Origin of the sequence: Bdellovibrio sp. HCB209 (genome assembly GCF_047306065.1) — a bacterium.
GTDB lineage: Bacteria > Bdellovibrionota > Bdellovibrionia > Bdellovibrionales > Bdellovibrionaceae > Bdellovibrio.
In genome coordinates this window covers 2,625,994-2,638,379 of the sequence record NZ_CP178618.1, presented here as the reverse complement: position 1 = coordinate 2,638,379, position 12,386 = coordinate 2,625,994, and the positions used below count along the sequence as shown (strand labels likewise).

The window sequence follows — 12,386 nt, the reverse complement described above, 5'->3', positions numbered from 1 at the left end:
GTTTTCCTGGACCATCTGCCGAATAGTTAAGGGTCAATTTCTAAGGAGAAGCCGTGAAACGCATTGTATTAGGTTTCATAGTAACAAGTGTCGCATGGAGTGGGATGGCGTTCGCACAGATGTCGAATGTCGTTCCAGGCGAGTACATCGTGAAGGTACGTAATGCGTCTTCCGGTACTAATCAGCAGGGGATTCGTTCCCGACTTGCGCAAAGAGTCACTATGAGAGGTGCCTACAGTAAGCTGGGCATGTACCACGTTTCAGTTAAATCGTTATCAAATCAAGCTCAAGAGGTCGCGGATCTTAAATCAGATCCAGATGTAGAGTACGTAGAGCCTAACTATATATGGTCTACGAGCACGAGCATTTATGCTGAGAACGCATCCCAAGGTTATGCTTTGCAAACTTTGGTGACTAATAACTGGGTTTCTACGAATTCGACGTCCTATTCTCAGTTCTCTCAATCAACAGTAGCGAGCACACAGGTTGCTAATGCTTGGAATTCATCGACTTCATTGTCTTCGAACTCTGGCAAAGTGATCGTGGCTGTCGTGGATTCAGGTTTGGATCGCACGCATCCCGTGTTTAAAACAGTGGCAAATGGTGGTTCGGGTGCTGTTTGGGTGAACCAAATGGAAGCTTCGGGCGTTCCGGGCTACGACGATGACGGTAACGGTTTTGTCGACGATATCAATGGTTGGAACTTCGTTTCGAACTCTCCAAACGTAAGTGATGATAACAACCACGGAACACACGTGGCGGGTATCGTAGTGGGTGCGGGGATGAATATCTTCCAACGCCCATTACCTGAATCTAAAATCCTGATCATGCCAGTGAAATCATTGGGTGCGGATGGTTCAGGTACAACAGCTACTGCCATCAAGGCGATTGATTATGCCGTAAATAATGGCGCGCAAGTGATCAACAACTCTTGGGGTGGTTCGAACTTCTCTAGAGCGTTGTTGGACTCTTTAACGGCTGCTTATAATAATGGTGTTTTGATTGTGAATGCTGCTGGTAACTATAACAGCAACAATGACAGTGTTCCGATGTATCCAGCGAACTATGACCTACCGAGCGTGGTTTCGGTGTTGTCAGTAAATTCGTACGATCAAAAATCTTCTTTCTCTAACTATGGTAAAAGCACAGTTCATATCGCGAGCCCTGGTGAAAGTATCCTAAGTACAGTTCCAGGTGGCGGTTATAACTATATGTCTGGTACGAGTATGGCGGCGCCATTCGTAGCAGGTGTTGCGGCATTGGCTTTGCGTGAAGAGCCGCATTTGACGGGTTATCAAATCAAACAGAAATTGTTCGCAACTGCTGACTCGATCAGTGGTCTTGCTAACTATGTTTCTACGAGTGCGCGCATTGACTCAGGAAACTTGATCCAAGCGGTGCAAGCAAGTCATAACGAAGCTTCGGCTCAGCCAACGTATGTGTACTCAGCAAGTCGTTATCCGGCTTCTGCTGAAGACGCTGCGGGTGGTTCAGGTTGCGGTTTGGTGACGACAGCGATTCACCAAGGCCCGGGTGCAGGTGGTACGAATCCAACTGCGGGTGTGGTTCTTGGTTTGATGATGATTCCGATGATGGTTTGGGTTGTCCTTCGTCAACGTGCGATGGCAAATGATCCGAAAAACAAACGCCGTCATGACCGCTTCAAAATGCAATCATCGATCAAAGTAATGGTTGGCGATCGCGAGTTGGTAGGTTCAATGAACTCGATCTCTCAAGGGGGTCTGTCATTCAACACCGACCAAGCTCTCGAAAAAGGCGGTATCATCACGATGCGAATCCAAAGCCCAGATGGCAACGAGATCATCGAGGTGCAGGGTCAAGTCGTGTGGAGCGAAGCGAACCAATCCTACGGGGTGCAATTCGCAAACGCGAAACAGGGAACTCTGGCTATGATCCAACAGTGGACAGCCAACCTTGTGAAGTCGTAGGTCCTGCTTAGTAAATTAGAAACCACCAAGAGGGGTACTCGTTAAGAGTGCCCCTTTTTTATTTTGCCCACGCCTGCGATTCTTGCTGAAATATTCTCTCGAAGGCGGAGGCGTTATGAGTTCATGGGATCTTCAAGGTAAAACAGCAGTGGTGTGTGGAGCTTCGCAAGGAATCGGTCAGGCGACAGCGAAATTGCTGGCGGAAAGAGGTGCGCGTGTGATTGCCTTGGCTCGTAACGAAGATGCTCTTAAAGAACTCCTTAAAACTTTCAAAGGCAGTGGGCACAAATACTTTGCTGTCGATCTTGCCGATACTGACACCCTTAAAAAAATTCTTCCTGAAATTGCGAAAGAGAACGTGCAGATTTTGATTAATAATTCGGGCGGACCTAAAGGCGGAGCTTTGCTTGATGTCTCGATCGAAGAATTTGAAGCACCTTTTAAGGCGCATCTGAAAGCCGCTCACTTACTGGTGCAAACGGTTGTTCCCTCGATGCGTTCTTCTGGTTACGGCAGAATCGTGAATATTATTTCCACTTCCGTCAAAAATCCTATTCCTGGATTAGGCGTTTCCAACACCGTTCGTGGAGCGATGGCGAATTGGTCAAAAACATTGGCGGGGGAGTTGGGGGCTTTCGGAATTACCGTTAATAATATGTTGCCTGGATATATCCGCACGGGCCGAATTGAATCACTCATGGGAGCAGCTGCGCAGAAGTCAGGGAATACTGTCGATGAAGTGGAAGAACAATGGATCAAAACGATCCCCGCAGGTCGTATTGGTGAACCCAAGGAAGCCGCTGAGGGCATTGCCTTCCTGGTAAGTCCCGCGGCCTCTTATATTAATGGTATTAATCTTCCCGTGGACGGTGGCAGAACACCTTCGCTGTGATAAGCCATCCAAAGAGTCATAAGAAATTGATCGGGTTGACAGCGTTCGTCTACTCTCTAAACAGAGAAACCTCTCCAGATAGAATAAGTCCCTTTTAACACGGCATAAGAGTTGTAGGTGACATCAGTGGGGGTTCTCTTATGTCTCGATCTCATGATGTCATTGTGTCTTCTATCGTGTTTTCCTTCTTTGTAGGTTTGGTTTGTATTGCCGAGCTTTCTAATAGAAAAACGACACATAATGAAACAGTGCCGGTTGTTGCCGAAGAAAGCAGCAAAGGTGGATTCAGTTTGGCGCAAGTGCTGATTGAACAAGAGGTCGAAAAACTTTCCAAAAGAAAAGTAGCTAGTGTGAGCGATGAAACGCAAGTGCGCGCTCAGGTGGCAAGACTCTCTAAGTCGGATGTGAAACTTCTTAAAGGCAAGGCTCGCAATGCTACCAACTCTTGGGAAGTTCGCTATGCCAGTGCTTATCTATTAAAGATCTCAGGGGAGCGCATCGACCTTCCTAAGAAACCAGTAACTATGGTTGCGAAAGCAGCGCCTCCGCAAACTTCTAAGAAAGTAGCTTTGAAGGTTGTTCGCTCAGAGAAAAAATCTGTAGCGGGTAAATCCAAAGTTCAGACCTCTAAGAAAGTGGCTGCTCATAAATCCCATAAACGCTTGCCAGCTCAGGTGGCTTCTCGCTAGTGCCCATATTGGGCACTTAGTGCCACTGTAGGGCTCCTAATAATCTCAGATCAAAACAGTTCCAGCTGAGTCGCTGAATTCGTTGGAGTGGATCTTGCTAAATGTAGGGTGGATGTATTTTCCCCTGATTTTAGGAGGCCACTTATGAATATTTCTAAACTATTGGCGACAGCTGTTTTGTTAAGCCTTGCTGCTTGTGCAGTTAAAGATGATAAAGCAAGTAAAGTTGCTCTACGCAACAGCGATGGAACTCCTTCTGGTTCAGCAGTTCTTGCTGGCGGTCAGCCGGGTAAAGTAAGTATCTCTGGTGCTTTGGTTGACTTTGACAAAGAGAAAGAAACGACGACATTAAAAGCTGGCATCTCTAGCACCTTTACTCCAGGTAAAGGCAAAGACGGCAAGCCTGTTGAGGTTGTCGAGAGCGAACAATTGATGTTGTTCCCATCTCAATCAGATTCAACTCTGGCTTCTGCGGAGTCATTGACGACTTTCATCAACCTAGGTTGTTCTGAAGATAAACTTGATAACACTCGCACAAATGGTTTGACGGAAGCTAAGGCCGAAGTCAAAGGCACTGAATCAACAACTGCTACGGCGAAAGTTGTATTTATCTGCGGTGATATTTCTTCGTCTTCAATTTCAGGTGTGATTAAAGCCCACGAATTGATTTTGAATAACGTCCATATTCTTAGCAAACATGAAGTCGGCAGTCTTGATATCGGCGCAAATAAACTGGTGCTGATCGGTCAAAACAAAATCACAACGGTGGGTGTAGATAAAGCCACTGAAGTGACAGAAGGTCCTTCATTGAACTTGAATGTGACTAAAGAGTTTTCTGGTGAAGGTTCTTTGGCGATCACAGCAGTGGGTGCAAACATCACTTCTGCGGCGGCAACAGCAACAACTGAAAAAGAAGCTGTAGGCTCAGGCGCTCAACAACAAGCTCATGATGCACAAGAAGAGCAAAACCTTGCTTTGAAATTGGCTTCTGAGACTAAAAGATAATTTGCATAAAGATTAAAAAAGAAAAGGCGTCTTGGAAACAAGACGCCTTTTTTATTTTGGAACTTATAAAGCTTAAAGCAGAGCCCCGTGCAATACGAAGGATGCGACCGAGAAGTAAATAATCAGACCAGTTACGTCGACCAGGGTCGCAACGGCTGGAGCAGAAGCGGAAGCCGGGTCAAATCCGATCTTTTTAAGTAAGAACGGAAGCATGGAACCAGAAATAGTTCCCCACAAGACGATACCCACCAAGCTGATCATCACTGTGACGGCGACAAGAACGTAGTGTGGACCGTACAGTGCTTCACGCGTTGGCCAGATAAGGATGCGGCACAGACCGACCAAACCTAAGCACACACCGAGTGCTAAGCCCGCCATGAGCTCACGACCCAGAACACGCCACCAGTCACGCAAGCGCACCTCACCCAGGGCCATCGCACGAATAATCAATGTCGAAGCCTGAGATCCGGAGTTACCACCCGAACTGATAATCAATGGGATGAAAAGAGCCAAAACCACGGCGCGTTCGATTTCTGTTTGGAAATAACCCATTGCCGTTGCTGTGAACATCTCACCCAAGAATAGAACCAACAACCAACCCGCACGTTTTTTGATCATCTCAAACATCGAGATTTTCATGTACGGAGCATCCAAGGATTCCACACCACCCAGTTTGTGGATGTCTTCTGTGGTTTCTTCTTGGACGGCAGTCGCCACGTCATCGAACGTAACGATACCCTTCATCACGTTGTTTTCATCAACAACGGGGAGGGCCATCAAATCATGTTGCGAGAAAATACGACCGATTTCCTCTTGGTCCATATCAGGTGGAACCTTAAGAACTTCGGTTTGCATGATTTCAGAAATTTTAGTTCCAGCGGCCGCAGAGAAAATCTCACGGAAAGAGATCACACCTGCAAGATGCTGTTCAGAATCCAAAACGTAAGCGTAATAGATCGACTCTACGTGAGTTTTGGCTTGGATGCGCAGATAGCTGATCGCCTCATCCACGGTCATTTCAGCGCGCAGACGAACGAAACGCGTGCTCATCAAACCACCGGCTGCGTCTTCCGCATAAGCCAGGAGGGCGATCACTTCACGTTTGGTTTGAGGATCAAGCAAAGACAAAAGGTCTTCCTTGTGATCCATGCCCATCTCTTGAATCAAATCGGCCACGTCATCGGGAGCCAAAAGGCGAACCCATGAACGCTTCTCAAGGTGAGACGCCTCAGAAATCAATTCGGCTTGGTCATGTGTAGGAAGATTAAGGAATAGCTCCTCAGCATCCGTTCTAGGAAGTTCTTTAAACTTCTCGCGACGCTCATCAGGGGTCAAAGAGGACCACTGATCCGTCAGGCTGATCACGGAGTTTTCATCTAGAGTTTCGTCGAGGGTTTGGTTGTTATCCATGCCCACACCTCACTGCTGATTTCGAAGTTTGTCTGCTGCGCGTCCTTGAGGAGTACCCCTTTTCATCGGACGCGGCAAACTTTAAATTTAGGGGGCAGGAGAATTATTTAAACAAGTTCTGTCTTTTTAAATCGAGGCAGGATTTCCTGTGTCGGACCCAGCTCGACAATTTCCCCATTCTGTAACCATAAAATCCTATCACACTTAGCCAGGGTCGATAAACGGTGAGCAATTATGATCTGTGTGCGATCAGCAAAAAACTCCTCTGTCGCACGGACCAGGATCTCTTCGGACTGCGGATCTACAGAGCTTGTTGCCTCATCCATGATCACAATCGGGGATTGTTGTAAAAGACAGCGGGCCATGCATAAAAGCTGACGTTCTCCGAGGGAGAGGTTCTTGCCACGCTCTTCGATTTTCATATCAAGCCCTTGGGCCTGAGATTGAACCCATTCCAACAGACCCACTTTTTGTAGCACCTCGAGAAGGTCTGATTCCTTATGGTGACCCTCGATATCCAAATTAAAGCGCAAGGTACCTTGGAACAAAATCGGCTCTTGCGAGATAAAGGCCATGGACTGACGGTAAAGATTAAGGTCCACACCGCGGTCCTCAGTTTTGATCTTCGGCGCATTTTGGTTGATGGTGATTTCACCTTTAGAAATTGGATAAAGATGAAACAGCGCTTGGATTAAGCTCGATTTACCGGAACCTGTGCGTCCCACGATGCCCAGGCGTTCACCAGCTTTCACTTGGAAATTCAGATTTTTAAGAACCCAAGGCAAGCTGTCGTTATAACGGAACCACAGATTATTCACTTCAACTGAAGCACTGCGATTTTCCGTCAAGCGACGCTTGTCCAAATATTTTTCAACGGTCGGCGCATAAACGGGATGACCTGTTTCAAACTTAGCCGTCGAAGGCAGATAATTCCCTTTTTCGATTTCCATGCGCATGTATTGATCCAGGCGCTCGACACCGATCATGGCTTCTTCGAATTGTGTTAACCACTCAAAGAACATCTGCACGGTGTTGCCAGAAAGAGTGATGAAGGTGAAAGCCACACCCACGGAGCCGACACTTGCCCAGCCTTTTTCAATCATAAAGTAAGAGGCTACACCCGTGATCAATAGCAACACAGCCGTGAGACTGTTCATTTGAAATGAAAAGCTGATGCCTTGTTTGATCGTATAAAGTTTTTGGCTCAGGTAATAGCGATCCAAGCTTTCAAAGCGCTCTGTGAATGATTCCTGACGACGGAAGGAGCGAATCGTGCTTGCTCCTTGAGTGGTCTCAGCAAAGTGCGCAATACTTGGTGAGCGGCTGGCAGAAAGTTCGCGGCGAGCTCTTCTTAAGTTTTCCTGGTTCAGTTTATAGACGATGAAATTCAAAACGCCGATAAATGCCACCAAAATTAAGAAAATCGGATTGGCCACGGTGATCAGGATCGTCATCATCAACAAGTCGAAAATGATACTTAGGAATTCGGCCAGGGGACCACCGAACAGGCGGAATACGTTTCCGTAGTCGCTGGAAAAGCGCGTGATGATTCGACCCGCTGGAGTGTTATCGAAAAAACTCATCGGCAGACGAGACGTGCGCAAAGTTACTTCGTCGTAAAAACTTGAAATCGCCTTGGCAGATAAACGCGAAAAGCTGACACGGAAAATCAGTGTCATCACGAAGCCGCCCAAGGCCATCGCAAAAAGAATTCCGATGATTTCAGCCGAAGTCAGATTCTGAACTGGAGACGATTTGCCCACCAGGCTATCAACCCAGTAACCAACAACGTTGGTGTTGGCTAATAAAAGGCCTCGGCCCAAAAATCCTAGGACGATACTAACTACAATGCGCACAAAGAATGGCTTGTAGGCAAAGTACAAAGTTTCATAGATGGTTTTGTTATAGCCACCTTCTTTGCGAACTTCTCCGTCAGACAGGTACTTCGGTTTTGCTGTGGGTGGAGTTGGATTGCGCTTAGCCACGGTCTGCCTCGGATTCTTTATTTGCGGCAGCTTCTTTGGCAACCGTTGTCGTGTATTCACGGAACTTTTCATTGCGAGCTAAAAGCTCTTCGAAAGTTCCTTGGTCGATAATGCGACCGTCTTCTAAGAAAAGGATGCGGTCTACGCGGTTCAGGGCAGAAAGACGGTGAGTCACGAGGATTCGCGTGCGATCCGCCCAGGCTCCCATCAACAGGGAATCAAAAAGTTTTTGTTCAGTATCAACGTCCACAGCACTTAAGCAGTCATCAAGTAATAAAATCTGCGCATCGTGGAAGTGGACACGAGCCAGGCTTACGCGCTGACGTTGGCCGCCCGATAGATTCACACCACGTTCACCGATTTCAGTGCTCAAACCTTTTTCAACTCGTTCGGTGTTGAGTTCAAATTGAGCCAGGCGAAGGGATTCCTCCACCATGCCGTCACGGTCTGGATCGATATCGTACAAGAAGGCCACGTTTTCACGAAGCGAAGCGCTCATGATGAAGCCCTCTTGGGGTACATAGGCATAATTTGCGCGGACCGAGTTATTGTCTTCCAGAAGTGCATCGGTCGCACCGATGCGGTAACTTTCAAAACGAGCTCCGGTTTCACGAAGCAAAGACAGCATCAACATGGATTTGCCTGAACCGACTTCGCCAACAACAGCGACAAATTCGCCGTCCTTCACATCGAAGTTCATATTTTTCAAAATATGACGGCTGCCAATACGCAGATTCAATCCGCGAACTTGAACGGCATACTTTTCATCCAGGGCTGCTTGCTCTGGAGTTTCATTTGTAGATTCTGCTGTTTGGTTATTCTGTGTAGAGAAAAACTCTTCCAGGCGTTTCAGCGACGTCCAAGAGTCGAAAGCAAAGGTAAAGAACCAAGGCATTTGGCGGAACGGACGAGTCAAGAAAATGGCAACAATCCACAACAGCGCCAAAAGCTCGCCGCTGGTCATTGCGTGTTTTGAATAAAGAACAAACGAAGCCAAAGTCACGACATTCAAAATAAATGTCACAGAGGATGAAATCGCATTCATCATCTGACCGTTAGTCACCATGCTGACGCGATTCTGTGTCTCGATTTCACGTTTAGCAAAAATATTGTCTTCGAAATGATGAATCCATCCCAAGATACGAATCGTGCGGATGTTTTGAATCCACTCATTCACCAGACCAATACGTTCTGCCGCCAGCTGCTTAAATTTAAAAAAGAAACGCGACTGACGAAATGCCATGAACGTGTTCAGGCACGAGATCACCACCATCACGACAATTGTCGGCCACAATGGAATATCGAAAAGAACTGAAATCGCAAACGGTGACAAGATCAGCGGGAAAAGTGTTGATGCTCCCGCCGGAAGTGTTTGATCCAAAAATACTGTGGCGCCGGGAACGTCTGTCGCATACAAGGATACGATTTCACCAACAGGGCGGTGGCTCATGGTATCCACACGCAGATTCAAAGTTTTTGAATACAGACGTTCAGCAAAGACTCTTTGCATGAATAGGGCTTCTTTAGAACTCAGATAGTTCACCAGCTGACTGAATGCTTGGGAGGCAAGGACACACAGAAAAGCTCCCAAGACATACCAAAGGGGAGAGCTGACCTCAAAAAGATGAAGCTTCGTTTGAGTGCCCGTTAGCATATCGATGAATTCTTTTTGGAAGAACGGACCAATGATCCCGAAAAGAGCTGCTAAAAGGGAACATCCTAAGATCACTAAACGGGCGTGCCAGCGAGTGAAAACAACTTCAGCTAATAAAGATCTCATAATGCATCGTCCCTAAACCACCCGGTTAAACTCAGGCGGGGAGTGAAGCTCTTTTCAACCTGATGAGGGAAAAGATCGCTTCTAAAAAGAATCAACTGACCCAGAACTGGCTCCAACCGAGCAATCAGCTCATCAGGGCTCTCTGGATTGTACAAGCTCAATTCGCCTCCGTGGTCTTTTTGCCAGGATTCGTTGAGATACAGCACGAAAGTAATTTTGCGATGACTTGCACCACGGGGATTGTCGATGTGTTTATCGTATCCAGCCTGTGGCGGGTAAAAGGCAAAATGACTTTCCACACGTTTTAAACCCAAATAAAAAAACTGATTGAGCTCTTCACGCAGAGTGTTCAGGCAGTTTAAAAACTCGCCCTGCAGGGGAGAGTTCGCCTCGTCGACCCACAATGTGTAATCGCCACGGATTTCTGCCGCAGTGACTTTGTGATTTGCTGGTCCAATAGAGGCTTTTTTCAATTCACCTTGAGAGTAGAGATTATGACACTCTTGGGCGAGCTTAGCGCAAAAATCAGGAGCGAAGACATCTGTCGACAGTGCCCAGTTATTTTCCGCCAATTTCTCGAAGGATTGTCTTAATGCTGAGAGATTGATTTGATTCTGCTTCAAAGTGTTGCCATTCTATTCAGGTGAGGGATTGATGGCAAAAAGTTCTTTAAGTCGTCGCGACTTTTTAAAAATTTCTGCAGTGAGTTCAAGTGGTCTATTTGTCTCTGGTGTTTTGGGGGGCTGCACAAGTCTCGACCGTCTTTTTACCGGAGACAAACGCAATCTTGACGGAGAAGTCGTTATTCTTGGCGCAGGTGCTGCGGGATTGGCTGCGGCTCACACTCTGAAAAAGAATAAAGTTCCCTTTCGCGTTTTCGAAGCCTCCTCGCGTATTGGCGGCCGCGTGCAGTCTGTGTCTCCCTTTGGTGGAGAAGGCCCCGTGGCAGAGCTGGGGGCAGAGTTTTTTGAGGAATCCCATCGTTCCGTGATGACTCTCGCTAAAGAATTTAATTTGAATACGATCGAGATCAAAACTCAAAAAGGTCTCGAAGCTCACTATTTCCGCTACGAGGGCAAGAACTATCGTGTTCAAGACATTTTGCCGCGATTCAAAACTTTGACGGCACCTCTGCGCCGTGTTCGCTCGGACCTGTTCCGTGATCAAGAGGCGATCCTCACGTATCGCAACTCATTGGTTTACGATCGCTCCAGTTATTACGACACCTTGTCTTTGCGTGACCTATTGAATTCATGGAAGGGCGAAGTCGATCCTGTGGTTTTGCATTTGATCGAAAGCCAAGCTGTCGCTCGTTTCGGAGTCGATGCAGAGGAGCAGTCTTCGTTGCATTTCTTAAGTACTCTGGATTCTGAAGGCAGCTATCTTTTGACGGGACGTCCAACTTATCGCTTAGCCGGTGGTTTGACCAACATGATGCAGATGATGGCGAGTCGTGTGGGCGGAGTGATTCCGAATCACAGCTTGAAAATGAATCATGCGTTAGTTGAGATTTCTGAAAAAGAAGGCGTGTTCACTCTGAATTTCCAAACTCCAGAGGGACGTCAGCAGTATAAAGCTCGTCACATTATCTGCACTTTGCCGTTTACGAAATTGCGCGAAGTTAGAAATATTGATTCTTTGAATTTCTCGGATGCCAAAAAAATGGCACTCACCAACTTAAGCTACGCGACTCACAGTAAGGGCGTGCTTTCTTTTGACTCTGCATTCTGGAACAAAAAGACAGCAGCGATGCCAGCGAACCTAGGTAACTTTACCGGTGATTTCCTGTCGCAAAAATTCTGGGACAGCAGTCGTGGTCAAGAAGGCACAAAAGCCTTAATGACTTATTCACGCGCAGGCCAATCAGGAGCGAAAACGGGAGCGACAGCTCAGCAAGAAGCTGTCTTTGATTTGGATTTGTTCTATAAGGATTTGCCACAAAAAGATCTGGATCATCAGATGATCAATTGGAAGCAGCGCACGTGGGCCGGTGGCTCTATGGCTGTTTACAAAAAGGGTCAGTATATGAAATTCAGGGGAGCAGCAGGGGAGCCCGAATACAGTGGGCGATTCTTGTTCGCTGGCGAACATACAAGCTTGAAATTCCCGGGCACCTTGAACGGTGCCCTTGAGAGTGGAATTCAAGCGGCCAATTCAATCTCAGTTTAAAGATTAACTGGCATCACGGCTTTATCACCTTTGGAAGTGATAAAGCTATCAACGTCAGATCTGTTCACGGCGCTGATTTTGTTGCTTAAACGGTTCGGAGTCGTTGGCATCCCTTGGGGAGCTGTACCATCCGCGTTCACCCAGCTGTAGTTTTGCTGAGGAGAAACCACAAACACTACGATGTTGTAAGAAGGACGGAAGCCCTCTTTTTCAACTTGTACCTGTGGCAAAGTCACGTTGTCGCCAGTGATGTAAACTGTGCGAGACTCTTTCACCTGAGAAATATTGATCTGTGAAGGATCTGTAGAAATGATTGCGCGAGAACCTACAGCGTACAATACCGTCAAGTATTGGCCTTTATAGTTTCCAAGTTTGCTCACTTGGATGGAAGGAACAGATTCCAACTTAGCTGCGCGTGCAGATTTCGTTGAAAGAGCTCCGCTCATCAAACCGATACCCACAAAAAATGTCAGTGCATTGATGATAAATAGTTTTAGTGATTTCATA

Annotated in this window: 10 protein-coding genes; 5 read left to right on the top strand and 5 right to left on the bottom strand. The window is 46.9% G+C overall.

Annotation, left to right across the window (positions count from 1 at the left end; all coding sequences use genetic code 11):
* The first annotated feature begins 53 nt into the window (after nucleotides 1-53).
* From ACLVWP_RS12780 to ACLVWP_RS12765, 4 genes are all read left to right on the top strand, one after another.
* Nucleotides 54-1,949 carry a S8 family serine peptidase gene (locus ACLVWP_RS12780; protein WP_413557734.1) on the top strand — a complete coding sequence of 632 codons (1,896 nt, stop codon included), beginning with the start codon at nucleotides 54-56 and terminating at the stop codon, nucleotides 1,947-1,949.
* 115 nt (nucleotides 1,950-2,064) lie between these two features.
* Nucleotides 2,065-2,841, top strand: a complete 777-nt coding sequence (locus ACLVWP_RS12775; RefSeq protein WP_413557733.1) for an SDR family oxidoreductase — start codon at nucleotides 2,065-2,067, stop codon at nucleotides 2,839-2,841.
* A 140-nt stretch (nucleotides 2,842-2,981) separates the two neighbouring features.
* Nucleotides 2,982-3,530 carry a hypothetical protein gene (locus ACLVWP_RS12770; protein ID WP_413557731.1) on the top strand — a complete coding sequence of 183 codons (549 nt, stop codon included), beginning with the start codon at nucleotides 2,982-2,984 and terminating at the stop codon, nucleotides 3,528-3,530.
* A gap of 144 nt (nucleotides 3,531-3,674) precedes the next feature.
* Nucleotides 3,675-4,535, top strand: a complete 861-nt coding sequence (locus ACLVWP_RS12765) for a hypothetical protein (protein ID WP_413557729.1) — start codon at nucleotides 3,675-3,677, stop codon at nucleotides 4,533-4,535.
* 72 nt (nucleotides 4,536-4,607) lie between these two features.
* Here the strand turns inward: ACLVWP_RS12765 and mgtE are convergent, their stop codons facing one another.
* From mgtE to ACLVWP_RS12745, 4 genes are all read right to left on the bottom strand, one after another.
* On the bottom strand, nucleotides 4,608-5,945 hold the full coding sequence (gene mgtE, locus ACLVWP_RS12760; protein WP_413557727.1) for a magnesium transporter: 1,338 nt from the start codon (nucleotides 5,943-5,945) through the stop codon (nucleotides 4,608-4,610).
* 107 nt (nucleotides 5,946-6,052) lie between these two features.
* Nucleotides 6,053-7,930, bottom strand: coding sequence for an ABC transporter ATP-binding protein (locus ACLVWP_RS12755; protein ID WP_413557726.1), 1,878 nt, complete (start codon nucleotides 7,928-7,930; stop codon nucleotides 6,053-6,055).
* Entirely contained in the window at nucleotides 7,923-9,710 is a 1,788-nt protein-coding gene (locus ACLVWP_RS12750) for an ABC transporter ATP-binding protein (RefSeq protein ID WP_413557724.1), read from the bottom strand. The genes ACLVWP_RS12755 and ACLVWP_RS12750 overlap by 8 nt, the downstream gene beginning before the upstream one ends.
* Complete coding sequence (locus tag ACLVWP_RS12745; RefSeq protein WP_413557722.1) at nucleotides 9,707-10,333, bottom strand: 2OG-Fe(II) oxygenase; 627 nt, start codon at nucleotides 10,331-10,333, stop codon at nucleotides 9,707-9,709. The genes ACLVWP_RS12750 and ACLVWP_RS12745 overlap by 4 nt, the downstream gene beginning before the upstream one ends.
* Nucleotides 10,334-10,364: 31 nt before the next feature.
* Between ACLVWP_RS12745 and ACLVWP_RS12740 the strand changes: the two genes are divergently transcribed.
* Complete coding sequence (locus tag ACLVWP_RS12740) at nucleotides 10,365-11,879, top strand: flavin monoamine oxidase family protein (RefSeq protein WP_413557721.1); 1,515 nt, start codon at nucleotides 10,365-10,367, stop codon at nucleotides 11,877-11,879.
* Here the strand turns inward: ACLVWP_RS12740 and ACLVWP_RS12735 are convergent.
* Nucleotides 11,876-12,385: a hypothetical protein gene (locus ACLVWP_RS12735; RefSeq protein WP_413557720.1), complete on the bottom strand. Its 510-nt coding sequence runs from the start codon at nucleotides 12,383-12,385 to the stop codon at nucleotides 11,876-11,878. The genes ACLVWP_RS12740 and ACLVWP_RS12735 overlap by 4 nt on opposite strands.
* Nucleotide 12,386 lies beyond the last annotated feature (1 nt).